Annotated in this window: 20 protein-coding genes and 2 pseudogenes; 4 read left to right on the top strand and 18 right to left on the bottom strand. The window is 35.2% G+C overall.

Features of this window, described 5'->3' with window-relative positions:
• Positions 1-197 precede the first annotated feature (197 nt).
• On the top strand, positions 198-1,700 hold the full coding sequence (locus IGK91_RS02600) for a helix-turn-helix domain-containing protein (RefSeq protein WP_081122987.1): 1,503 nt from the start codon (positions 198-200) through the stop codon (positions 1,698-1,700).
• Between the two features lie 196 nt (positions 1,701-1,896).
• Here the strand turns inward: IGK91_RS02600 and IGK91_RS02595 are convergent, their stop codons facing one another.
• Complete coding sequence (locus IGK91_RS02595; protein WP_081122986.1) at positions 1,897-3,198, bottom strand: ATP-binding cassette domain-containing protein; 1,302 nt, start codon at positions 3,196-3,198, stop codon at positions 1,897-1,899.
• Between the two features lie 82 nt (positions 3,199-3,280).
• On the opposite strand from IGK91_RS02595, the gene IGK91_RS02590 reads away from it, so the two are divergent.
• Entirely contained in the window at positions 3,281-4,111 is an 831-nt protein-coding gene (locus tag IGK91_RS02590) for a MerR family transcriptional regulator (protein ID WP_010719950.1), read from the top strand.
• Positions 4,112-4,523: 412 nt separating this feature from the next.
• On the opposite strand, the gene aguA is transcribed toward IGK91_RS02590, so the two are convergent.
• The 3 genes and pseudogenes from aguA to ptcA all read right to left on the bottom strand — a co-directional run bounded on the left by aguA (position 4,524) and on the right by ptcA (position 8,248).
• Positions 4,524-5,621 carry an agmatine deiminase gene (gene aguA, locus IGK91_RS02585; RefSeq protein WP_081122984.1) on the bottom strand — a complete coding sequence of 366 codons (1,098 nt, stop codon included), beginning with the start codon at positions 5,619-5,621 and terminating at the stop codon, positions 4,524-4,526.
• A pseudogene (locus IGK91_RS02580) lies at positions 5,575-6,992 on the bottom strand (APC family permease). The gene aguA and the pseudogene IGK91_RS02580 overlap by 47 nt, the downstream one beginning before the upstream one ends.
• 236 nt (positions 6,993-7,228) lie before the next feature.
• The gene (gene ptcA, locus IGK91_RS02575; protein WP_034866258.1) at positions 7,229-8,248 is read right to left on the bottom strand and encodes a putrescine carbamoyltransferase; all 1,020 of its coding nucleotides are present in this window, start codon (positions 8,246-8,248) and stop codon (positions 7,229-7,231) included.
• Positions 8,249-8,519: 271 nt separating this feature from the next.
• Here ptcA and IGK91_RS02570 point away from each other — a divergent pair, with 271 nt between their 5' ends.
• Positions 8,520-9,422, top strand: coding sequence for a response regulator transcription factor (locus IGK91_RS02570; protein ID WP_181934186.1), 903 nt, complete (start codon positions 8,520-8,522; stop codon positions 9,420-9,422).
• A 506-nt stretch (positions 9,423-9,928) separates the two neighbouring features.
• On the opposite strand, the gene IGK91_RS02565 is transcribed toward IGK91_RS02570, so the two are convergent.
• The 12 genes and pseudogenes from IGK91_RS02565 to IGK91_RS02510 all read right to left on the bottom strand — a co-directional run bounded on the left by IGK91_RS02565 (position 9,929) and on the right by IGK91_RS02510 (position 21,574).
• Positions 9,929-10,333 carry a PTS sugar transporter subunit IIA gene (locus IGK91_RS02565; RefSeq protein WP_010719955.1) on the bottom strand — a complete coding sequence of 135 codons (405 nt, stop codon included), beginning with the start codon at positions 10,331-10,333 and terminating at the stop codon, positions 9,929-9,931.
• A gap of 37 nt (positions 10,334-10,370) precedes the next feature.
• Positions 10,371-11,180, bottom strand: coding sequence for a PTS system mannose/fructose/sorbose family transporter subunit IID (locus IGK91_RS02560; RefSeq protein ID WP_010719956.1), 810 nt, complete (start codon positions 11,178-11,180; stop codon positions 10,371-10,373).
• Positions 11,167-12,063, bottom strand: coding sequence for a PTS mannose/fructose/sorbose/N-acetylgalactosamine transporter subunit IIC (locus IGK91_RS02555; RefSeq protein WP_010719957.1), 897 nt, complete (start codon positions 12,061-12,063; stop codon positions 11,167-11,169). The genes IGK91_RS02560 and IGK91_RS02555 overlap by 14 nt, the downstream gene beginning before the upstream one ends.
• A gap of 12 nt (positions 12,064-12,075) precedes the next feature.
• On the bottom strand, positions 12,076-12,555 hold the full coding sequence (locus IGK91_RS02550; protein ID WP_010719958.1) for a PTS system mannose/fructose/N-acetylgalactosamine-transporter subunit IIB: 480 nt from the start codon (positions 12,553-12,555) through the stop codon (positions 12,076-12,078).
• A gap of 3 nt (positions 12,556-12,558) precedes the next feature.
• Positions 12,559-14,337 carry a glycoside hydrolase family 35 protein gene (locus IGK91_RS02545; protein WP_010738366.1) on the bottom strand — a complete coding sequence of 593 codons (1,779 nt, stop codon included), beginning with the start codon at positions 14,335-14,337 and terminating at the stop codon, positions 12,559-12,561.
• An 834-nt stretch (positions 14,338-15,171) separates the two neighbouring features.
• A complete protein-coding gene (locus tag IGK91_RS02540) occupies positions 15,172-16,110 on the bottom strand; it encodes a hexose kinase (protein ID WP_181934185.1) in 939 nt (312 codons plus the stop codon).
• Between the two features lie 11 nt (positions 16,111-16,121).
• Positions 16,122-17,129 (bottom strand): tagatose-bisphosphate aldolase, encoded by a 1,008-nt coding sequence (gene lacD, locus IGK91_RS02535; RefSeq protein ID WP_010738368.1) that lies wholly within the window; start codon positions 17,127-17,129, stop codon positions 16,122-16,124.
• Positions 17,130-17,151: 22 nt separating this feature from the next.
• Positions 17,152-18,324, bottom strand: a complete 1,173-nt coding sequence (agaS, locus tag IGK91_RS02530) for an SIS domain-containing protein (protein WP_010738369.1) — start codon at positions 18,322-18,324, stop codon at positions 17,152-17,154.
• A gap of 12 nt (positions 18,325-18,336) precedes the next feature.
• Entirely contained in the window at positions 18,337-19,068 is a 732-nt protein-coding gene (locus IGK91_RS02525) for a GntR family transcriptional regulator (RefSeq protein ID WP_010719963.1), read from the bottom strand.
• 254 nt (positions 19,069-19,322) lie between these two features.
• Positions 19,323-19,511, bottom strand: a pseudogene (locus IGK91_RS02520) (transposase); the annotation flags it as partial.
• A gap of 340 nt (positions 19,512-19,851) precedes the next feature.
• Entirely contained in the window at positions 19,852-21,255 is a 1,404-nt protein-coding gene (locus IGK91_RS02515) for a hypothetical protein (RefSeq protein WP_325810240.1), read from the bottom strand.
• Between the two features lie 100 nt (positions 21,256-21,355).
• Positions 21,356-21,574, bottom strand: a complete 219-nt coding sequence (locus IGK91_RS02510; protein ID WP_220378659.1) for a hypothetical protein — start codon at positions 21,572-21,574, stop codon at positions 21,356-21,358.
• A gap of 227 nt (positions 21,575-21,801) precedes the next feature.
• On the opposite strand from IGK91_RS02510, the gene IGK91_RS02505 reads away from it, so the two are divergent.
• Entirely contained in the window at positions 21,802-22,491 is a 690-nt protein-coding gene (locus tag IGK91_RS02505; RefSeq protein WP_010719971.1) for a hypothetical protein, read from the top strand.
• 543 nt (positions 22,492-23,034) lie between these two features.
• Here IGK91_RS02505 and IGK91_RS02500 read toward each other — a convergent pair.
• Positions 23,035-23,226 (bottom strand): hypothetical protein, encoded by a 192-nt coding sequence (locus IGK91_RS02500; protein ID WP_258924955.1) that lies wholly within the window; start codon positions 23,224-23,226, stop codon positions 23,035-23,037.
• A gap of 17 nt (positions 23,227-23,243) precedes the next feature.
• Entirely contained in the window at positions 23,244-24,758 is a 1,515-nt protein-coding gene (locus IGK91_RS02495) for a DUF6119 family protein (RefSeq protein ID WP_223603238.1), read from the bottom strand.
• Between the last annotated feature and the right edge of the window lie 34 nt (positions 24,759-24,792).

Here is a 24,792-nt window from a genome sequence, read left to right as displayed (position 1 = left end):
TCCTTTTCTACCAACAGATTTCCCCATCCTTATTAAAACCCTAGAATTTTTTCAACAATTGCTAGTATAAATTTTCTGGAATCTTTTCTGAGCTAAAAAAATGTACATTTGGAATACATTAAAATCCTCTTTTTATGATAAGATGGCATCAAGTAACAGCTAAGAATCGAGGGGAATCTTTGGTTAGGAGTTATTTTATGGAAATATTCAATGATTTTTTTGGAAATGATGTCAAAAAAGAAATCGAACTTTTGCATTTTTTATATCATCAAAAGCGCTTTGTAACGATTGAAGAAATGAGCCAAGCCCTCAATATGGATCGGCGTTCGATCTACAAATATTACGATGTTCTAAGCAATCATTCCCTAATGACAGATGAAAGTCGTGAACCAATTTTTCATACAAAACATGGTCTCGGCTATAAATTCACAGGAACCAAAACAGACTATAAAACGTTGATTCGTAAAATATTACAAGAAAATCCTTTTTTCAATTTATTTGAAACTTTATTGTTGGAAAATGAAGTGAATCTAGTCAAATTCGCCTACGAGAATTATTTATCCGAATCTACTGTACGAAAGCGAAGCTATGAACTAGAAACGCTACTACAGCCATTGGGGTTTACCGTAAAAAAAAATAAAGGAACGCTCTATTTAGTCGGCGATGAACCTCGTATTCGCTATTTTATGGTTGCTTTTTTTTGGAAAAATTTTTCTGGTCTTCACTGGCCATTTCCAGGTATTTCTCAACAAAAATGTGAAATGCTCGCCCGACACTTTTATGAAATCAATGAAATTCCTTTCAATGAGATTGAACTAAAAATTACTACTTATGTACTAGCCGTGACGATTATTCGGTTTAGAAAAGGCAAAAAAATAACAGCTGAAATGATCACTTTAGCTCCTGATCTACCGCCTAAAGACCAAGAAATCTTCCAACAATTGACGGACCAGCATTCATCACTCTTAAAAAAACTGACAGATGAGTTGAGTGAACACTTCTTACTCGAAACAAAGGAGAGCCACTTTATTTTCTTGTGGCTACGATCAAATCTGGATCTCACTTTTTCTAAAGAGCAGTTAGCTAATTATTTTACCGCTCAAGAAGAAGGCGTACAAAATCGGTCTTACTTGCAAGCAATCATCCATTTGTTACTGAAAGATACAGACTCTCAACAATTGTCTACCAGAAAAAAGAACTTGATTTTGCGAACGATTCTTTCTGGAATTTTGTCCGTCGAACTATTTGGAGAGACGATCCATACCTTGACCGGCTATAATCTACAGCACTATGTCTCGCAGAATTTCCCCAACCTTTTGATGCGTTCTGAACAATTGTTAGATCAAATTGATCTTTACTCATCCTCAGATAGCAAACGAAAAGGACTTGCGTTACATGTAGCGGTTGCTTGGACCTTGGTTTCACCACCATCCACCTTTATGAAAAAAATCAACCTTAAACTCGAAACAGATTTACCTTTGGCACTTTCTTTAACAATCAAAGAACGTATCGAGTCTTCTTTTCAAAGCTACTACCATCTGGATATTCGCAGCCATTTCGAAAACGAAGACTATGATCTCTGCCTTAGTACCGCTCCTTTAACAGAAAGTTTTGAAACCGTCCCCGTTTTACTGATCAATGCCCAAGTCACATTAGCCGATCTGCTGGCAATCAAACAAGTACTTGAAGAGCTGGTGTAGTAAGAGCAGAAGAAATGGAATGTTCATTAATTGATCGGCGAATAACACTTCTTCGTTCGTATTTATACTTTTTAGATTCATAAAAATAGTCTAAGATTAGCGGAAAATAAAAACAAAAACTGGGACATTCTTCAGATTTATTTCTGATGAATGTCCCAGACTCTTAGTCAGTACTATATTTCTAAAGTTAAAGATCTTATTTTTTTAAAGCCAGACTAGGTGATAGGTTGACCAATCGATAATTAACAAAACCAGTTATGCCAAAAACTAATCCAATATTTACTAACAACAAAAGCATCCCTAGTTGGAAATTAAACTCTAGATTATAACCAAAGTTCTGGCTATATACAGTATTAAAAATAAGAAGCCATATACTACTAAATAAGACGGATAGTAGACAAAATAGAACGGTTTCTCTTCTCAATATCTTAGAGATATTTCTGGTACTATATCCTAAGCAACTTAGTATACCAACTTCAGAATATCTAGTGATAGAAATTCGATAGATTATAATAAAACTAACAGAGATAAATAGGAGTAAAAGTAAATTGGATAATATGGTAAACAACTTTATAGTATCAGCAAAACTATTTTTAAAAGCACGAATGTCTTTTTCCTTAGTGTATATATCGTACCCCTTACTTTTCAGCAGGCGATGAATTTTGGGAATGTCCTCAAAATTTTTCACACTAAACGCTATAGCAGAAGCCTCACCTCTAGCTACTTCTTTATAAATTTTCTTTTCCAGCTTCGTACTCATTGTAAAGTTATCAAACGTATCGTTTGAGATACCACTCACTTTCATTTTTATTTTATGTTTTTGTCCCTCCTTATCAAAGTATTCAAAGTCAACGTACTTTCCAACTAATTGATTAATATTCTTACTCAAAGACGAGGCAACACTTAAAGATAGACTGATTTCATTCCTATTATCTTTAGGCATGTCCCCATAAATCATCGAAAGATTGGAAGAAATCAACGTTGGCGATTTAATATCTAAGTGTTTAGTTGGTTCATCTGCTATGATTATTTCTGGATCTTTTACTAATGCTCTAGCTATCGCTACTCGTTGTTTTTGTTCGCCAGATAATTTTGCCACTTTCATTTTAGCTAATCCAGATATTCCTAGTTCCTCTAATACCTTTGCTACTTTCATTTTTCGTTCTGCTTTATTTAAGTTCGATAGGCTTAGAACTAAATCAATGTTACATTCTACACTTAAGTATTCTATCAATTGGTAATCTTGCCAGATAAAACCGATTGAATTGTAATAATAGTCGGATAGTTCTTTTTTCGTAAAACGTTTCATCGACTGATTGTTAAAATAAACATCTCCTTCAAAATTTTGATCCATACCACTAATGATATTTAATAGCGTTGTCTTCCCACTACCCGATGGACCGTAAATAAAATTGAGGCCTTTTTGGAAATCTCCTGATAAATGATTCAATACTATTTCATTTCCAAATACTTTTTTTATTTCGATTAAACTTAACATAAGAATCTCCTTTTATAACGAATTTGGGTTATTGCTCTGCTAGAATAAACTGTAACGTTACGTTATATTCAAGGAGGTAATTATGAATAATTATTTAACAATCAGTGAATTTGCAAAATACGTCAATTTAAGTAGAAGAACCTTAATTTATTATGATCAAATTGATTTATTCAAACCAAAAAAAATATCTACTCATGGTTATAGATATTATACTTGTGACCAATGCTTTGAATTAGACGTTATACTCACCTTGAAATTTCTTGATGTACCTTTAGAACAGATTAAATATTTTCTCGATAATCGAAACATGGATGACACGCTGACAGAATTTAAAAAGCGAAAAGAAATTTTAGATGAAAAAATCAATGACTTAAAACATATGCAGACGTTTTTAGAAAATTATATCGATCGGTATACAACATTGAAAAATATAAATTTTGATATAATTACTCATTCTTATAGAGAAGAAGAATCTTTTATTTGTTCTGATTTAATGCATTCTCATTACTACGACTCCATCGATTCTTTATCTAGTTATAGTGATTTTTATTTATCCTTAGATCAAAAAGATTTATTTAATGGCTATCCTATAAATTTTTTAGTAGAAGATTCTATTTTTTCTGACATTCAAAAAACTCCTTTTAGGTCACTAATTAAAATAAACAAGGAACAAAGTCATCTTTACGACGCAGAGAAAATTATAACCAGATCGAATGGAACATATGTCTCTTTCTTCATAGAAGATTCAAATTATAATAAGCAAGAAATCAATCAGAAACTACTGAACTATTTTCAAAAAAATAAATTTATTCCAGAAAGATTTTTTTGGAAAATATTATGGCAAGATGAAATTACTACCACGATTCCTGAAAAACGTGTATTTGAAATCTTGATACCTGTAAAAAAGAATTAATTGTTTACTGAAACTAAGAAAGTTCCTTATTTCCCCTTCTTAAAACAACCTCTTAAAAATGATTAAATTTGTATATATATGCATTATTGTTTTAAAATATACTTAAAAGGTACCTAGGAGAGATTTTTATGGGTTTGGGAAAACTATGAAAAGATCTCACCCACATCTGGCTTCCTCTAATGGTTGAATCACCAAGCTGATCGTCAGCTAATGATAGACAATGAAACAAAAAAAAAGAGATTGGGACAAAAGTTGTCTCAGTCTCTTCTAGTATCTCTAAAAACGAATAAACGGCCGTCATTGATCAGGTCAGTAATCGAATTTGCTGCTTTGGGCTTTGGTCAATTGTTCATGAGCAGCGTCGTCTAAAATTCCACCCAATGCGATGACAATTTTTAAGATAAGCCTCTACCTATCTTTGCGGTTGTTGTTGTGTGATACAGTGAATATTTCCACCACCGTATACGATCTCAACTGTATTTACGCCTACGACTTCTTTATCTGGAAAGAATTCTGCTATTTCCTCAAGTGCCAGCTCATCATTTTTATCTCCATACTGAGGAACGATCACACCGTTGTTCGTGATCAGAAAATTCATATAAGAAGCAATACAAATGTCGCCATCTTCACGTGGCATCGTTCCTTCTACGTAATCGATCTTGAAATCCCCATTGATCGTGACATTCTCTACTGGGCAACAAAGCTTATGAACTTTTAATTTGCGACCTTTGGCATCGGTCATTTCATTCAAACGCTTGTAAGCAGCTTGAGCCGCTTCATAAAATGGGCTGTTTTGATCTTCAGTATAGATACAAGCCACTTCTCCGGGACGAACAAAACATGCCACGTCATCCACATGCCCATTGGTTTCTTCCGGATCGATCCCGTCACCTAACCAAAGTACTTTCTCACAGTTTAAGTAGTCGCATAATTTTTGTTCGATCTCTTCTTTTGTCATATGAGGATTCCGACCTTCACTCAATAAACACATCTCAGTCGTTAGAACAGTGCCTTCTCCATCAACATGAAAGGAGCCCCCTTCTAAAATAAAATCCTCCGTTCGATACGAATCCACGTGCTCGATTTCACAGATCTTTTGTGCAATCAAATCGTCTTGATCCCAAGGGAAATACAAGCCATCGACTAATCCGCCCCAAGCATTGAATCCCCAGTCATTGCCTCGTAATTCACCATTGTCGTTGATGACAAATCTAGGACCACAGTCACGAATCCAAGCATCGTTGTTCGACATTTCATAGACAGTGATGTCGGCAGGCAATTGACGACGGCAGTTTTGATATTGCTGTTGCGACACGACCACATTCATTGGCGTGAATTTGCTGATCGCTTTTGCGACTTCGGCAAATGCTTCTTGAGCTGGTTTGCCTCCATCACGCCAGTTATCTGGACGCTCTGGCCAAATCATCCATACTTTCTCTTGTGGTTCAAACTCTCCAGGCATTCTAAACCCGTCTTGTTTCGGTGTGGTCTTTTCGATTCGCTTTGCCATGATACAGTACTCCTTCTTTTTTGATTTTTTTGATCCAGATAATGATTTCACCAACGAGGGCAAATATAATTGCTCCAATCGTGATTGGTAATTGCTGACTCAGCGATTCAGCATCAAACTGCAAAGGAATCGCTGTGAAAATCAATGAGATCACGATCATGATCATCGGTAGTGCGACTAATACCTTCAAGAACAAGTCGCTGCCGCTCACCTTGAAAGGTCGAGGTGTTTCTGGATCGATTTTGCGCAATTTATAAAACGCAGGAAAAACAGGTACATATGATAGTAGGAACATTACTAGATTCAACGAGAAAAATGCCCAAAATAAATCTTGATTTGGTAAAATTGGTGCGATGATGACAACGATAGAAGCAACAATACCATTCATAATCGCCGCACCAGTAGGCATGCCGTTTTTTTGCTGCGTTTGGCAAATACTTTCGGCATATCGTCATTTTCGGCTGCATAACAAGCAGTATTGTTAACCCCTAACGACCAAGAAATCATATTGCCAAACAATGTCAGTAAGAATAAAAAGGCCATCGAAATAATGAACCAGCCGCCTGTTGATCCTGTCAATAACTTAAAACTATCCATCAATCCGCTGCCTGTACTAATCTGATCCGTAGGAATTGCTACACCGATCCCGAATGCAGAAAAAATGTAAATGGCTGCAATCACCAGTCCACCGGCAATGATCGATTGAGGGATTTGCTTTTTAGGATTTTCCATATCATTCGCGAATGTACAAATCACTTCGAATCCTAATAAGTTAAAAATGATTACTGAAATAAAGGACAAACTATTTAAATTGAAACTTGGCAGCATGGAAGAAAGAGTAAACTCATTCGCCACACCTTTAGTAAGCGCAGTATAGAGACCTAAGCCACCGATCAAGATTGCCAGCAGCATTTTGATGACAGCTGCTCCATTCAAAATCCACACGCTGTCACTGACCGGATAAAAACTAATCCAAACGATGATCCATATAAAGATCAGTTCGATCACGATAGCAGCCGCTGTTGAAAATTCGCTGCCTGTGATCGTCATCAATAAATCAGGGCAGACTACTGCTAGAGAAGCTAACCACAGTGGATAATTGATCCAGTAATACCAAGAAACGCGAGATCCCCAGCGATGTCCGAAGGCTTGTGTCACCCAATCATAGATACCGCCATCACCGATATAAGTTGTTCCTAACTCTGACGAGATCAATCCATAGGGCAAAAGGAATGCAATCAATAAAAAGATCCACCAAAAAAATTGTGAATTTCCGATTGCTGCTACCGGTGCAGCCGCTTCTGCCACAAATACAACACAAATAACAGATAATATAGCACTCATCAAACTAAATTTTTTCTTTTCTCCCATTGTTTTCTTCCTTTCCGGTACAAGGAAATAAGGTTGGACCAACGATTGAACGATTCTTGTAACCTGCGGACTCACCTCGTATGATTCCTAGTGCGGCATAAAAGCTGCATTAGTGTGAGATCAAGATTCTGCTAGAAAGAATCGATTTTCAGATCGTTAGCCCCTCCTCTAGAACAGAGACAATCCTCACGCATCGTCATGATACGCAGATTATTTCCTTTCCTCATCTCTTGCGTCTAAAATGTTTCACCTAGCAAAGCTTCCAAGTCTTTTTTAGCCGCTGCTTTTTTGGTCTCATCGATTGGATTTTTTTCCGCATAATCCCGCATCAAGTACACTAAGAGACCGCGAATCGAAGTCAACCGATTTTCTGCTTCATCAAAACAGATCGAGTTCGGTCCATCCATGACTTCATCTGTGACTTCTTCCCCACGAGTGGCAGGCAAGCAGTGCATAAATTTCGCTTGTTCCCCAGCACGTTTCATCAAGTCCGTATTCACTTGGTATTTAGGATAAAAAATACGCATGCGTTCCTCTTCTGATAATTCAGCTTCATACAGTCCATACCAAACATCTGTATAAACAAAATCCGAACCTTCGATAACATCGATTTGATCGGATATCGTATAGGAGCCGCCAGAATCTTTGCAAATTGCGTCTAGTCGTGCGCGATGGTCTTCGTTTAACTGGAACCCTTCTGGTCCAAATTGAACGAATTCCATTCCCATTTTTGTTGCAATCAATCCTAAAGAGAAACAGACTTGTGTGGCATCTCCAATAAAGGAAACCTTGCAGTCTTCAATTTTTTTGCCTGCTGGAAGATGTTCGATCATGGTGCAAAGATCGCCAATTTCTTGCGTTGGGTGGTTGAAGTCAGACATCCCGTTAATAACTGGGATCGTGGCATTCGTTGCTAAGTCATACACACTATGATGACGTTCCACACGAGCCATCAAAATATCAACTAAACGAGAAAGAACTCGGCTCGTGTCTTCTATCGTTTCATGACCACCCAATTGAATTTGCCCTGGTGCTAGATATTCTGCGTGCCCCCCTAATTGTGTCATTGCTGTTTCAAACGAAACCCGCGTTCTGGTAGAAGACTGTTGGAAGATCATCCCTAACACTTTGTTCTTTAGCAAAGGAGGATAAAAACCATTCTTGATGGCCGCTTTGATTTTCAATGACAGGTCAACAATTTGTTGGATCTCTTCCTTCGTGTAATTTTCAGTTGTAATAAAATCTTTTTTTCCCATAATGAAACCTCCTAAGTAATTTGTTTGCTTTGCATCTTCACTTTAGGAAAAAAAGTGAGAGTTTACGATAAGCTATAAGTTGTAAACGTTATCATTATCATTTTATATGTGATACAGGCTGGTTTATTTTTGGATATAAACCATTTATTTTCCAAGGGTTTACAAAAGTTTAGAAGGAAGTTTATAGGAATTAAAAGTAAAGATAAAAAAAACGGTGTTATAATTAAGATAAGAAATTTAAGGTAAGGAAAAAAATGAAAGGGGATTCAATATGATAGCTATTTTTGTTTACAACATTCTATTGATCATTTTATATTCAATCACGATGACTTTTGCTATTTATGCTTATTTAAAAGAAAAAAACAACTTATTTCTCTGGATCAGTTTGTATTTGGCATTCTTCATTTTTGATAACACGATTATTTATATGACGGAGTTCCTCAATTCCTTTGCACAAAGTTATGATCAAGCATTTATGAGTGCGTCAGCAGTTAAAACGATTATTTTTATGGGAAACGCCTTTTTTTCCATTTCTATTCTTGCCGAACTACAAAAAGAAAAACTTTCCCCTCTCCATTATGCTTTACTGCTTGCTTTGGCTGCATGGATGATTACCATCCCATTGATGGATAATTCAGCCTTTAAAGTCTGGCTCTATTATCTGGGCAATCAACTCTTCCTGTTTTACCTAGGAATTTATTGTTGGCGAGGAACAAAAAAGGATGTACCTTTGCTGAACAAACACTATTTAAAGCAATTGATGTTCATCAATCTCTTCTTTAGTATTTTGATCATTATTGAAGATAGTTTCGTGATTTTCAATGTCGATCAATATAGCTCCTTAGTAACAAAAATTTATAATCGTAGTGTCTCAGAGGATATTTTTTCGATTGTTATATGTGTTTTATTACTGCACTTCTTTATCAAAAAATATCAACCTCAGAAAGAAAAAACACAAAATCAAGACACCTCTCTCTTGATTCAAGACTTTTGTCAGGATCACCAGTTTACTCAACGAGAAACGGAAATTTTTATATTGCTACTGTCACATCGAACCAATCAGGAAATTGCTGACCAGCTCTTTCTCTCATTAGGAACGGTTAAAACTCATGTCCACAATATTTTTATTAAACTTGACATTAAAAAGCGCACGCAAATTATCCCCCTTTTTTGAGAAGTATAAAGAAGCCATTGAGTCAACCGTTTAAAAAAGTCCTGGAAGTATCCCTTCCAAGTTCTCAGTCTGTAGACGAGTCTGGGACATTAATCAGAAAAAATCTAATGAATGTCCCACTTTTTTATGAGGTTAATCATAAAATAAAAAAATGGAGAATGAGACAAAAGCGGCATCCTCAAAAATTCGCTGAAATTTATAAAAAATTTGAGACACACCAAGTAGATAATAATCAACACCAAAAACAAGTATTTATGTTTCTTGTCAAATTTCGAAAATTCCTTCTTATTCCTTGATGCTGAACACTTTTTTCTCAATCTTTCACCAATCATTCTAGAATTTCTCTTTACCAACATCATTGGACAAAGGGTCTCTTTTTTGTCCAAAATTTTGAACAAAACTAGATAAAAAGACATTCCAAACTCAAATTACAAGTTTGAAATGTCTTTTATCTATAGTCTGATCAGAGAAATATTTCTTTGGCTTCATCACTCATATATTTTATCTTACTCATCTTCATCATCGTCATCACTGAAAATCCGTCCATTCACATAACAAATGTTACTTGTAGCAGATTCGATTAATGAAAGTTCTGTTCCAATTAATTGACTGTTAATGAAGTCAATCACCATTGGCATGTTCATGCCTGCGTATAAGTCAATTACTTGACCCTCGAGAATTATTTTTGAAACTACATTACACGGAGTGCCACCCATTAAATCTGCTAATACTACGAAATCATCTAAATTGGCAATTACTGTTTCAAACTTTTCACGAAAATCTTCCGCTGATTCAGAAGGAAGAAGGCTTACTGTGTGAATACTTTCCTGAGGCCCCATTATCATTTCTGTACTTTTTTTCAATTCTTCACAGAAAAGTCCATGACTAATTAAAACTAATTGTTTTCCCATTGAACCACTCCTCATCACTAATTGGAATCAGCCTGACTTATTTTGAAATCACGCCTAAAGCTGATAATGCTACACAAACCACTAATACTATGAAAATTGCCTTAGTAGAAGTCATATTCTTTTTGCCAAGCATCCAATAAATTGCTGCAACGATACCGGCTGGTAATAATCGTGGTAAAATCATATCCAGGTTGTTTTGCATGTTTAACGTCACATCACCAATACTTGGTGCCCAAGACAATTTTACATTAATCATGGTAGCGACCAACGCTCCAACCATGAAGACCCCTAACAAAGTTGCAGCATCTGTCAAGGCAGTTAAGCGATGTTGCATCGTGGTAACTAAAGAGATTCCTTCACGATAAGCAAATTCTAATTGTTTCCAACGGAAAATCATAACAGCGATTTGTGCGATAATCCAAATAAAAATTCCAGTTGGGTTGCCATTAATTGCCATATTGGCTGCTAAGGCTCCAAAAATTGTTGGAATTAACGCTGCGAAAATCGAATCCCCAATTGCTGCAAAAGGCCCCATCAACCCAGCTTTTAAACCTGAGACAGTGTCTTTACCATCAATACCTTCCTTTTCCTCAATAGCCAAGTCAATCCCGGTAACGATAGTATTGAAGAAGTTTGATGTATTAAAGAATTGTGTATGAGTTTTCATCATTTCTTTTAATTCAGGAGAATTATCACCATAAAGCTTGCGTAATTGCGGCAGAATTGTATAAAGATAGCCTGATCCTTGCATCCGTTCATAGTTCCAGCCTAATTGGAAAGTAAACAAGCTTCTGCGATTGATCTGCTTAAAGTCTTCCTTCGTTAACTTATAATTAGATTTCGTCATCTTCAATCTCTCCTTCATCTGAATCATTCGATGTAACATCTTTAGGGGCTGGCGAATGTGGTATCAGCTGTCCATTTTTGTAACTGATGGCTGCTAAAGAAAATCCAACTAGGGCAATTGCTAACATTGGAAGTGAATTAAATATTCCTTCGAAATTCTTCACAACTCCTGCAACACCCGTTCCTAAAACCTGCATGTTAGTAAAGACGGTTCCTAGTAATGCCGTTAATGTAAATCCTAAAATTAGGTAAGGGAAATGCTTTTTAACTGGCAAGTAACGTAGTAGAATAGCAAAACCGACAGCTGGTAAAACTGCTCCAGCTACTGATAATCCATCGCCTAACCACTTCAAATCACCATTTAGCACGGCTACCACTTGTTCTACTAGTCCTCCTCCAAATGCTAATGCTAGAAAAACGGGAATCATACGAGAAAGTGACCAAGAGAGGGCTCCCATTAAGAAATTACGTTCGATCCCTTTATAGTTCATATCTTCAACTAATTTATCAATGCGATGCGCAAAATACGTATTCGCAAAACGGGCTAATATATCTAATTGAATCATCAAGCTAGCTACTGGTACCGCAATTACGGCAATTGCTTGCTCTGGGTTCATTCCTAGCGCTACTGAGAAAGCTGTCGCTAAAATCGTTCCAGAGTTGGCATCAATTTTTGATGCCCCCCCAAAGGTACCAACACCAAGTACAGTCAATTGCATACTACCACCAATAATAAGTCCTGCTTTTAGATCTCCCATCACTAGACCAGCAAATAATCCGGCAAAAACGGGTGCACTCAACGATGAATAAATTTGTAACTCATCTAAAATTTGATACCCTGCGTATAATGTTAATAATAAGATCTGCCACCATAAGATATCCATTTATTTATCCTCCTATTTCGCTAATAAAGCCATAAAATTTTCTGCTTTATCACTTGGAACCATCTGCGCTACTAAGCGAACACCTTTAGCCTGTAATTTGTTAAATACTTCTACATCTTGATCAACCACATTGATTGATTTAGTAATGGACCGTGTTTCATTTGTCTGTGACATATTCCCAACATTAATTTCTTCAATTGGGACTCCTAATTCTACCAACTTCAATAAACGATCCGGCTCCCGAGCAATAATCAATAATCGTTGAGAATCATATTTTCCTGCTAAAATATTATTAGCAGCTTTTTCAATCGGCAATACACTTAATTTAACTCCTGGTGGAGTTGCCAGCTTTAATCCACTTTTTTCAATATCATTTTTTGCAACTTCATCATCTACAACCATAATCCGTGTGATGTTCAACTTGGTTGTCCATAAGTTGGCTACTTGTCCATGAATTAAACGTCCATCAATTCTTACTCCGATAATACTCATTGTTTATCCTTCTTTCATTTCTTTATATAGTGGTGCTTTTACTAATTGGATCTCTGGTTGGAAAGTTCCTTCTGTTTCAAAAATCACTATTTCATTGTTTCCTTTTTTAAATAAGCTTTTCGGAATATATAGCGAAAGTGTTGGCCCAACTTCCCAAAAACGTCCAATATTGGTCTGATTAACAAATACGACACCTTTCCCAAATTTTGATAGATCAATGAAGCTATCCTCCACTTCATCAAGTGTTACTTCATAGCGATAAAAACTTGGCTGGTTAGGATGCCATTCCTTTGAAAAATCAACTTTCTCACATGACTCTAGTGGTAAACAATACTGATTCCAATCAGTGATAAAATGTAGATCAGCCATGACCCCTGTACGAATTCCCTTTTTTTGTGTATCGGCTAATAATTTATGACCATAATTAACACGCCCCATATTTTCAATTAGAATATCTAATTGATTGTCTTCCTGAGGCATTGGAACAATGATATCTTCACCAATTTCTGTCTGATATTGTGTAGCTTGCAGTTTTTGATTTAAAAATAGTTGGCTACGGTCTCTTCCATCGATTACTCTCAGTCTTTCATGTTCTGCATCTTTTTTTATTGAGGTGCGATACAGAATATAACCTGTATTTTGTCCTAACATTTCCATCGTTTCTGGATATTTCATTTTTACTGATTGACTAATTGTATCTAATGTTGAAAATAAACTGACTTTATCAATTAATGGAATATCTTTCATTTCCATTGTGTCTTTTGTCAAAGGTTCCATTTGTTGGATATCAGGGAACGTTTCATGAATCATTGTCTGGATTGCATAATATTTTTCGGTTGGATTTCCTTGCTCGTCTAAGGGTGCTCCGTAATCATAAGAAGTAATCTGTGGCAAATCAATCACTCCTCTAGCTGAGCAACCATTCATAAATCCAAAATTTGTTCCTCCATGGAACATATACAGGTTAATACTTCCTCTCAGCACGACCTCTTTGATTGCCTCAGCTAATTCTTTTGCATCACGTTGTACAATCGGTTCCTTCCAACGATTAAACCAACCATCCCAAAATTCCATACACATTAAAGGCCATTTTTTCCCATGCTCATTGAAGAAAGCTTCCATTGAAGAAAAATTTTCTTCAGCCTTTGAACCAAAATTTCCAGTAACTAAAATATCTTCATCAATCATGCTGCCTGCTCTGAGTGTCGCACGCCATGGTCCATCCGAAGTGAAAAATGGCACTGTTATTCCTCTGTCCAACATTAAATCACGTATCGAACGTAAATAGTCTTTTTCTTCTCCATAAGAACCGTATTCATTCTCAATTTGAATCATTAAAATATTTCCACCATTTGTCAGCTGATGCGGCACGATTTTTTTTATTAAAACATCATAATAATCTGCCACATGGTTCAAATAAACGGTTTCATTTGTTCGGATCCGAGTTCCCTCATTAAGTAACCAAGCAGGAAAACCACCAAACTCCCATTCTGCACAAATATATGGAGATGGTCTAACAATCGCGTATAGTCCTAATTCCTCAGCAATGGACAAAAAATGTTCTAAGTCCAAAATTCCCTCAAAATGGAAATCTCCTTTTTTAGGTTCATGTAGATTCCATGGTACATAAGTTTCAACTGTATTAAATCCCAATGCTTTCAGATTATATAACGAGTGATACCAATCGGCTGAATCCACTCTAAAATAGTGGATAGCTCCTGAGAGTATCTTAAAGGGCTTACCGTTTAGAAGAAAATCTTCTTTAATCTCAAATGTGTTCAAAAGCTCCCTCCTTTAATAAAAGCGTTTTCAATATATTGATATATCAAATAATTTGAAATAGAAAGTCAACCCTATCCAACATAACAGAACGTGTTAAAATCAAATTATACATACAAAACCAAAGACTCTAACGAAAAGTTTAATTCTTTGATGTTGTTTGAAGGGTTAATTTAGACATCCCAAAATGGCAATAAACTTTATACAGAAGCAGAATTAATATAAATTTTTAACGTAAGCTCTATTACAGTCATTCGCTCCCTGAATGAATAAAGGATGGATTCATAATTCGTCATCAAGGTCGTGACTCATTTGTTTCACGTAAAGAAAAACTGGTCTGGTTTTCTGACATTGAATTATTCACTATCAGTAATGATCAAGTCCAAGTTTTATCAATCGCTCGAGGGAATGATCCACACTATTTAAACAAGCTTAAACTGCCAGCCTTAGCATTTTATGATTACATCAGACATTTACGAAAAACTAAAAAACTGCATATATCTATCAGCAAACTTATTTGCCCGAACAATATGTGGATCCTAATTCTCAAGAATTGTGTTATTACAATTCCAGCTGTCAGCGCTTTAAACAAGACTACAATATCCACATGAATGAGGAATATTTTACGGAAACAAATAAAATTATATTTCCAACTCCTTTAAATGTTGCGAAATTATTAAAGATTCTTACCGATGAAACGACCGTTCTGCAAGTCCGAGTGACGAAACGTAGAGGTTCACAACAACTACTGGAGTACGTTGAATCCTACAAAAAATGGAACTTCTACCAAATTGAGTTGGTCTCAAAAAATCATTGATTTTATCTAGATCGATTTTTTCACTCAATCTTTTTTACAGTTATTTTTTCAATATGCGATTGAATATTCACCGGTGAAACATGACCTGTTTGTCCTTCTTGTGCATTAGCCATACCAGTAGCCATACAAAACTTCAAAAGTTCTATTTCATCCATTTCTTGTGATAGGCCGTAGGCAAATCCAGCGACTGTAGCATCTCCTGAACCAACTGGGTTGACTGCTTTTATCGTAGGGAGCGTAACTCGATAAAAACAATCTTTATGTTTTGCGAGAGCTCCAGCTTTTCCTAGAGAAACAATGATCCATTCAATACCTGCGAAGATAGGTTGAATCAATTCTTCCTGGACTTCTTCTAATCGATCAATCGAAAATGAATGTCTCAGTAGTGTCGATAATTCCTCAAGATTTGGTTTGATTAAAAATGGCTTCTGTTTGCCAGCTAAAACCTGATGCAATCTTTCCCCAGAGGTATCGACAAGAACCTTTGCGGACTGCTCTTCTGTCAATTGGACCAACGTTTGGTAAAAATTTGATGGCAATCCTTTTGCAAGACTACCTGAGATTGTGACAATCTTTGCTTTTTTTATTAGCTCCTTGAAGTTTTCTAGGAAATTCTGCTGTTCTTCATAGGAAACTGTTGGTCCCGCTTCCAAAATCTCAGTTTGATTTCCTTCATGCAAAATAGCGATTGAATCCCGGCTTTCTTCTTTGATCTCTGTAAATTTCTGCTTAATACCGGCATGCTTTAATTCATCTGCAATAAACGCCCCATGATACCCACCGAGAACTCCTGTAGCGAGTACATTCCCCTTTAGTTCATGGATTACTCGGGTTACATTAAGTCCTTTTCCACCTGCTGTTTTACTAACTTGATCTGTTCGATTGACAGTATCCACATTCAAGGAAGCAAGCGGATAGGAAATATCAATTGACGGGTTCATCGTTACAGTTACTATCACGAGCTCTCCTCCTAGTTCACAGCTACTTCTTTTTCAACTTGGACTTTGTCATACCAAGAACTGGCTGTTTGTGCCAAAACGTTGTTCAAGCTTTCGATATTTTCACGACCTTCACTTTTCAGCCAGGCACGAGCAGATTCCTCACCTGATTTGATAAACGGCTTCACACCATTTTTCCAAGTAGCTCTGCCACAAAGCACACCATTAAAGGTCGAACCTGAATCTTTAGCAAAAAACAATGTTTGTTGGAATAGCTTCGTAGAAACACCGGCACTCAAGAAAATAAAAGGCAAATCTGTCGCTTGACTTTGTTCCAAGAAGTACTTTGCCGCCTCCTCTTTGGTATACGCTACTTCATCTGTACTGAAACCCTCTACAAAATTCATATTGACAGGAACTTCTACCTTTAAAACATCTACTTTGTACTGTGGTTTCGAAAATTCCTTCATCATGCTATTGACTTTATGCGGTTTTACTTTGGCATATTCAAGTGAATGAACATCTGAAATTTGGGTATCATATGATAGCAATTCTAAATAGAATGGCAAATCTTCTTCGGCACACTCGCTACCTAAACGTTCTACGAAGACATGCTTCTGATGATTGATTTCCGGATCTTCATCTACGTCATAATAAAGTAGAAACTTAATCGAATCGGCTCCTTGCTCTTTTAATCGTAAAACTGACCAATCTGCTAATAAATCAGGCAAGCGTCCTGGTGTTGTTACATCATAGCCGGTTTTTTCATAGGCCAACAACAAACCAGCATCTTCATGTCGTGCACTTGCAGCAGGAAGACCATATTCTGGGTCCAATAAAATAGAAGATGCATAAGGGGTTAATTCACTAGAAACTAACTCCTTGAAACGCTCAATCTGTTCATCATTTAATTCTACATTTAAGGCTTTGATCATTTTTTTTAATGCTCCGCGTTGATCAATCGCTAAGGCACTGATAATACCATCTTTTGTCGATAAACGATCCATTGCTGCTTTTTTTCCTCTGGTTAATGTAATCATGGTTCTTCCTCCCAGTTTATTTTTACTTATATTTGTGAATCGTTACACCTTTTACAACTCGGTTAACTGTTCCTGTTGGTGACGGTGTATCTGGTTTATTATTCACTTTAATCGATGATAACAAAGCGACTATTTGGGCAACCATGATATAGCTTAGTGCTAAATAGCCATCTGGCAGTAATTCGGCCTCAGTTGTAAACTCGAATTTATCGCCAGTGAAATTCCGTTGCCCTGGTTGAGTAATGGCGAACACTCCGGAAGCGATTTCATCTCCACGCACTTCTTCTAAGACATCCAAGTCGTAATCACGCGTGTAAGGATTATTATTAACAAAACCGAACATGATTGTTTTTTGATTAATAAACGACTTTGGACCATGGCGAAAGCCCATTGATGAATCAAAGATGGTAGCAATTTTTCCGGCTGTCAATTCCAGAATCTTCAATTGCGCTTCCCTTGTTAATCCAGCTAGACTTCCTGAACCAACATAAACAATGCGTTCAAAATCAAGCTGAACGATTTTTTCAATTTCATTTACTCGGGTAATTACTTCATTTCCTAAATTATTTAAAACCTTCAGGTATTGTTGTTTCTTCACTAATACTGTTTGATCGAATGTCAACAAAGCTCCTAAAGTCATGCAGGAAAAGCTACCAGTCATAGCAAAGCCACTATCATTGGAACGTGCTGGCATCAAGAATAAAAAACTATTGGAATCGGATTGACTAATTTGAGCTAGTTTTCCTTCTACAGCACACGTAATTGATAAATGATAGATCGTATCAACCACCTGATTTGCAATTTCAACTGCTGCCAAGCTTTCAGGACTGTTTCCACTCCTCGCAAATGATACAAGTAAAGTTGGTTCTTCTTTAATTAAATACTCTTCAGGTTCTGCGACAATATCAGTCGTTCCAATACTTTCAAAGCTAAATGCTTGGCGATCACCGTTCTTGCGCAAATAAGGAACTAATGTGTCTCCTACATATTGAGATGTTCCTGCACCAGTGAAGATTACACGTGTTCGCTGACCATTTGCCTTTTCTTTAACTATTGCAAGAAAATTATCTAATTCCTTTTGAACTGTTTGATAGTGATCAAGGGTTTCTTCCCAAAGTTCAGGCTGTTGGCGTATTTCGCGAGTCGTGATCTCAGCACCCAGCTGATCCAGTTTTTCTTTTCCTACTGTAAACATGTTTCGATTCTCCTAACTATTTCGAATATGGCGGATCTGATAATGAAATTGATCCGCACGGGCGACACTTAAAGTAAATTCGATAATTTCATTTTTCATATTATAGGTTTGACGTGCTAAATGAAGGACAGGTGCTCCTTCTGAGATTATCAGCTGTTTCGCATCTTCCTTTGAGGCAACACTTGCATATAGCTCTTCATCTGCCAATCGAACGGTCTGATTAAAATCCTCGGAAAAAAGATCATATAGAGGTTTGCTTCTTAAAAGCTGATCATTTAATGATAAGAAAAATTTGACTGGCAAATAGGTATCTTCGATCATAAGCGGTTCCCGATCAGCTATCCGCAATCGACTTAATTTGAAGACTACTTCTCCTAATGAAAGATTCAATTGTTTTGCAATAAATTTGTCCGCTTCAATTTTTTCAAAAGCTAAGATCCGCGTCTCAGCAGTTCTACCTAAACTTTTCATTTGTTCAGTAAAGCTATAGGTTCCTGCTAAATCTGCTACGTTCTTTTTGATATCGGATACAAATGTTCCTTTTCCATGTCTCCGATAAATATAACCTGTATTTTCCAACTCTTTCAAAGCTAATCGAACCGTTGTCCGACTAACTCCGTATTGAGCAGTTAATTCTCGTTCAGAGGGTAATTTATCATGGGGTATCATGTTACTTTCCATCTGATTTTTAAGTAAATCTACCAACTGATGATACAAAGCTTTGTTTTTAAAAGAATTTCCCATAGGTTTCTCCTTCTTTTAAACTGGTTATAACCACAAACTAATGGTAAGATGGTTTTTTTATTTTTGTCAACAAACAATCTGAAAAAAATTCTACAACCGTCTTAAATCGTTGATTTAGCAATAATTATTTTATTGAAATAATAAAACTATCCATTTTTAAGAAATTGTTCCTAGCGAAAATAACAGTCATAAGTGCTGAAATCTGATACCAGTTGAAAAAAATAGGAAATAGAAACCTACTAATCTTAGTATGTTTATTTGCTTAAAAAAGTTTTATCGTGACGAATCATGATTCGCCGTTTGAAATGATAAAAATTTCGTTTAAATACTTTGATAGGCTTGTTTAAACATTCTAGTAATCCGTTTGAGTAATTGTAGCGGAGGGCATTTCGGATCTGTGTCAGAAACTTTCTAAATGTTCGCAAAGTTGTCGTATAGGTTTCGGTTTCTCTGGTTAAATAGCCCCCAAATAGTGAATGATGTCTTTTCTATACCGTTTAAATCATAAAAAAATGTTGGCGAATTTCGCCAATATCAAAAAGTGTAGAATCTAAAAAAGTTTCTGCTTTCGTATAGGTAGTACAACTCTCCATCCAATCTATATATTCTTCCTATCTGTATTTAATCTAGAAAAAAAGAATCAATCCCTTATTCGTTGGGATTGATTCTCTATCCGTCTCTTTTTTAACTTCTGTAGGCAATTTTTGTTTTATACTCTGAATCTTTCAGCTAACCTCACATCAAAGAGCTCCCTTTTTCACTTTTTCTGACTAACTAAATTTGTTACAATTGATTCTCTGTATAATTCATTTCGATAAAATTAGCATTATGGTAGTTGGCATCTAATTTTCTTTGACATAAGTCAAAAAACTGGCGGTTATGGGTGGAAAAGATGATCTGTGTTCCTAGCTTAAATGCAAGGATTCTTAATAGATCAATAAAGGATAATTCATTAAGACTATCTAAGTGTTGGATTGGATCATCCATGAAAATCGTATTCACTTTGTCTGTATTCTCTAGAGCGGTTCCTAGAAAAATACTTAAAGACAATATATTTACTTGGGCAGAACTTAGATATAAAATCGGGGCATCCTCTTCGTCCTCTGTTCGTTTGCACATAATATCCAGTCCTAATTTATCGGGATTTGCTTCATTGATTTTAAAACTAATCTTACGAAAATCAGGGTGAGGTTCGATCATTTGAAAAATCTGATTGACGGTATCTAAGTTAAATGTACTTTTGATTTGCTTTTTGATCTCGGTTAATTTACTGTCTTTTAATTCTTTTAGTTCTTGTACTTTTCTACTTAAGTGGTCATAGATTTTTTTTACTTTTGCTTGTTCGCTTCTTTTCTCTTCGATACCTGTTTCAGAGATAAAATCACTGGTAAGCCCAGATAGTTGACCCAACAGTTGATTTTTTTCATTTAATTTGTAAATAGCTGTAGTCAACTTTTGCTTATTTTTTTCCAATTCTTCTGGTGCAATGATTACTTGGTCAAACAGTTGATAAGATATCTTTTCGATATATTTCCTCCGTACAACGAGCTGCCGAATCTGCTCTGCTTGGATTCGTTGTTCTTCTACTAATTCTGTTTTACTTTTCCCATTTACTTGTTCTAGTCGTTGGTTTTTTTCAGCAATAAGCTTGGTTTCTTGTTCATTGATTTTTTCTAACTCGCGTTTACATTGCCTTTTAAAATCAGAGATAGCAGAAATACCAAGCGCTTCATAAAACGCCTGTTCTTGCTGATAATATTGATACTGTTCGTTTCCTTTTAGATCATTTAAGCTTTTTTTCGCTTGTTGATAATGTAATTCGATCGTTTTGAGCGTATGAGTATTCTTGACATTCAGCTGTTCATTTTGATTGATTTTTTCTTTGATATTTTGGTACTCATTCGTTAATTTTACCAATTCCTCCTGTAGTGACTTTACTCTTTTCTGGGTTTCTTCAGCAATTTTTTCACCGTCAATCCCATATTTTTGGCTGTATTCATTTAACTTGTGCCAGTGTTTCTCATTGGTTAAATACGCTTCTTCTTGTTGTTTTAATTTTAAGGTTACTTGTAACAGATCTTGGTCAAGTTGGTTGATTTCAGTTTCCTTAATCGTTATTTGTATCTGAATCTGTTGTTTTACTCCAGAAACTACATCAGTTAACCGCCTAGTTGATTCATCGATCATTCCTTCTAAGTGGCTGATTTCCTTCGTCAGTTGCTCAATCGGTAAAAGATCTGTCGTACTAGCTTCAATTTTTTGGATGATATGTTGAAATTCTTGATGATCATGGAGACATAATGGACAGACAGACGAAGACGTATCCGTTACGATAGAATAACCTAATTATGATAGATGCCAAATATTCACTAAAATCATTCAAGCAACGAGGTAACAGCATGATGTCAAACTCTTCTAAAAAGAAAGCGGCAATATGTGCGATATGAATCCCTTCAACAATCCCTTGTCGCCCTTCTGACTGAAGTTTCGTAATAATCCCGATCAAAGAACACTTCTCTTCATCTTTACTTTCAACATACACACCTGATCCTGAGCAACCTCGTATGTTCTCATACTCCGTGTTGTTAGACGATCCTATTTCATTGTCCAGTACCAATTTAAAAATATCTGGCTTACTGATTTGAGTTGCCTTTCCTCGATAGTCTGCATCCTTTAGACTTAAATTGTAAGCGAAAACGTTTACGACTATATTATATTAACAGGAGGAATATCATGAAAAAAAAATCATCACTGGTCAGTTTATTAATAGGAATGGTCGCTTTAGCCATCTTTTTAATACCGACCAAAGCAGCACATGCTGACGTCACTGTAACAAACGATTGTACGGACTTTTCAAGTATTCAGGTTTCAGTTAGTGCAAATTCTACAGGAAAGGGTAACACCGACTACTTCAATATCACACCTGGTCAATCAGACTCTTGGAGCAGACTTTCTCGTAGTGGATTTATCTTGGCGATTGTCCATAACGGAATGCTTAGAACCTATTATACGCCAACAAGTGCTTCTTACTCTTATAAAGATGGTAGCCTTTATCAACGAAACAGCTCAACTGAAATCACACCACTGAAAAAAGTAGTCTACTCTGATACAAAAGGAACTAAAATTGTAAATATGGTCAATCTCTCTGATGGAACTGTTCAGGTTGCATTAAGCAAATGGAAAACTGGCGGATATGCAGATTACTTTGAACTTGCTCGTCCAGCTGTAGAGAGCTGGAGCAGAAACAATGATCCAAGAGGCTTTTTAGTTTCAATGAAAGCCAAAAGTGAAATGAATGAATACATATATTATTTACCTAGCATTGAAAATATCGGTGGAAATTATTTAACTATTAAAAACCAAGCAATCCTTGATTGGGATGAAAGAACTCCATTAAAACTTGTAAATGTTATTAAATATTAATTTATAAGCAAATAAACCAAAAGAGACTTAGCCAAAAATTGACGGCTCTATAATTTATGGGACTGAAGAATCAATTTTGATTCTTCAGTCCCATTTTCATTTTTGCTATTAAAAAACATATCGTTCTCTAGTATGATTAAATCATCATAACATAAACAACTGAGAGAACGATATGTTCTATGAATGATTTCAACAAAAAAATGCTAAAATTAATAGATAAAAATTTAACAAAATTCAAATAAAAACTGAGCTAGAATGATGGTCCTTTTGATCCAGATTTGATTTTGTATCATTCATAGTTTTTAAATAAAGAGTAAAAAAAAGCCAGTAAAACCTGCCATTAGATATTTCTAGCTAAAAAATTTTAATTTTTGCAGATTATTCCACATTAAAATACCTTCTCAATCAGTCTCATTAACCATCAAATCAAGTAATTAAGAGTCCATATAGTAGTTTAACGAGTTAATGGTTATCAAATTAAAATGATCAAAATCTGGTCATTTTAGATATGTTATTAGGAACAATACTTAATGTAAAAGTCTACTAAAATTGATCTTTTTTATTAACTTGAAGGTCTTTCCCCATATAAATTTTTGGTGTGAAATTATTTTCTAATATTGAACTATACCAATCAACAATCTTTAATTTTAATAGAATTGAACCTATTTGATTGAAGTTAAATTTCTTTTCTTCTGTCATCTTTACATATTTTTTTGTACTTTGTAACCACAACACTGAGGAAATCCTAGAATTTAAAATTTTCTCAATATTTTTTTCTGAATATGAGGAAATTTACCTTTATCTTCATCTGTAGATGCTTTTCTATCATTATATTTTAATAACTCTTCTTCTACATTAAACTCAGTAATATTTCTTAATAATTGAAGTGATAATATAGATTGCTCAAAGCTATACATACTATTTGATGTATCCATTCCTCTTTTGATTGCTATTAACTCCTTGGTATCCTTTTTGTATACATCTGCTATTTCTATTGGAACTCCGTTGTAATTAATGTTTCTTTGATGTAACTTTATATAATTTTTATTCTCACTTAGTTTTTCAATATACCCACCTTCTCCTTTTAGCCTTCCTTCACCAGAAGAATAGTATATATTAAACTCTTCATTATACTCAATAACTCTATTTATCTCTTCTAATTGTTTTTTTAATAACTCTGAAAATTTATCGTTAAAGTATCCCCAAAATCCTGAATCCAAAGTATATAACATATTATTATATTCTAATTCACAATAAATCCATTCTTTTAATAGACGATTTTCAATTACATGATGTTCATGATTAGTCACTCTAATTTTCAGATCTGTTAAAGAAGTTATTTTTTCATTGTATTTACGAATGTATTCCAGTATAGAACTGTCGTAAGGTTCTATCTCTTCTTTCGTTTCTTTCAAATGCTTACTAACATATATCTCTAAATGGTTATTCTCCGAATATATATTAATCGAATTATTTACTAAGTGTATTTTACTCACGTCCAAAGCTATACCAATTTCATTGACATCATTTACTATTCTTTCTATAACTTCTTCATCCAATGATCCTGATAATTGAGAACTTTTCGCAATCCTTTTCTTTCTAGGTAAAATCGATTTATTTTCTTTTAAAGTTAAAGCTTTATCTACATTTTTTAATAATTCAGATAATTGATCAAATCCTTCTTTACTATTTATATCAAAATTTTTCGGAAAAGATACACCAGTTCCACAGTCAATAGAATTTCCATAAAAACTAAAATCTGGTTTTCCACTTATATAAGCATAGCTTTCACTTGCTTTAGGAAATTCTCCTTGATCTTTCTTATAATTAGTGATACCTTTCATTTTATTTTTTTGAATATAACTCACATTTTTTAAAGTAATATGCTCATTTTTGATGGTCTTTTCAGCAAACTTCAAGCCAAATTCTTCGTCAATAAACTTTTCAAGAACTCTAAATCCTTGACTTAACGAATGTGCATATAAGTTATTCGGAGTTTTTAGTATAATAACTGCATTATATTGATATAAAGTATCATCTATAATATTATGCTCTTTATAGTCTGCTTTACCAACATTAAAGAAACGTAATAATTCAGAAAGCCATTCTATCTGTTTCTTTTCATGACTCTCAAAGAAAAAAAACAATTCTAAATTATTTTTTGGCTCAGTTCTACTTTCTCCTATTTGTATATAACCATTTTCATTAAGTATCCTAGAAACCTCAGAAAAATTATTTGTTCTACATTTAGATAGTATAAGCTTCATTTTTTCATTTCCTTACATCACTTTATTTATAAAT

This window comes from Enterococcus sp. DIV1208, assembly GCF_050530455.1.
Classification (GTDB): Bacteria; Bacillota; Bacilli; order Lactobacillales; family Enterococcaceae; genus Enterococcus_B; species Enterococcus_B hirae.
This window is presented reverse-complemented; position numbering and strand designations above follow the sequence as displayed.

Bases quoted from the DNA above. Each gene is read 5' to 3' on its own strand.
- aguA (WP_081122984.1), bottom strand. From the start codon at position 5,621: ATGGCAAAGCGAATCGAAAAGACCACACCGAAACAAGACGGGTTTAGA.
- IGK91_RS02595 (WP_081122986.1), bottom strand. From the start codon at position 3,198: ATGTTAAGTTTAATCGAAATAAAAAAAGTATTTGGAAATGAAATAGTA.
- IGK91_RS02550 (WP_010719958.1), bottom strand. From the start codon at position 12,555: ATGAGTATTATCGGAGTAAGAATTGATGGACGTTTAATTCATGGACAA.
- ptcA (WP_034866258.1), bottom strand. From the start codon at position 8,248: ATGGGAAAAAAAGATTTTATTACAACTGAAAATTACACGAAGGAAGAG.
- IGK91_RS02505 (WP_010719971.1), top strand. From the start codon at position 21,802: ATGAAAAAAAAATCATCACTGGTCAGTTTATTAATAGGAATGGTCGCT.
- IGK91_RS02600 (WP_081122987.1), top strand. From the start codon at position 198: ATGGAAATATTCAATGATTTTTTTGGAAATGATGTCAAAAAAGAAATC.
- IGK91_RS02560 (WP_010719956.1), bottom strand. From the start codon at position 11,180: ATGACGAAATCTAATTATAAGTTAACGAAGGAAGACTTTAAGCAGATC.
- IGK91_RS02555 (WP_010719957.1), bottom strand. From the start codon at position 12,063: ATGGATATCTTATGGTGGCAGATCTTATTATTAACATTATACGCAGGG.
- lacD (WP_010738368.1), bottom strand. From the start codon at position 17,129: ATGATTACATTAACCAGAGGAAAAAAAGCAGCAATGGATCGTTTATCG.
- IGK91_RS02590 (WP_010719950.1), top strand. From the start codon at position 3,281: ATGAATAATTATTTAACAATCAGTGAATTTGCAAAATACGTCAATTTA.
- IGK91_RS02565 (WP_010719955.1), bottom strand. From the start codon at position 10,333: ATGGGAAAACAATTAGTTTTAATTAGTCATGGACTTTTCTGTGAAGAA.
- IGK91_RS02570 (WP_181934186.1), top strand. From the start codon at position 8,520: ATGATAGCTATTTTTGTTTACAACATTCTATTGATCATTTTATATTCA.
- agaS (WP_010738369.1), bottom strand. From the start codon at position 18,324: ATGTTTACAGTAGGAAAAGAAAAACTGGATCAGCTGGGTGCTGAGATC.
- IGK91_RS02525 (WP_010719963.1), bottom strand. From the start codon at position 19,068: ATGGGAAATTCTTTTAAAAACAAAGCTTTGTATCATCAGTTGGTAGAT.
- IGK91_RS02515 (WP_325810240.1), bottom strand. From the start codon at position 21,255: ATGATCGATGAATCAACTAGGCGGTTAACTGATGTAGTTTCTGGAGTA.
- IGK91_RS02495 (WP_223603238.1), bottom strand. From the start codon at position 24,758: ATGAAGCTTATACTATCTAAATGTAGAACAAATAATTTTTCTGAGGTT.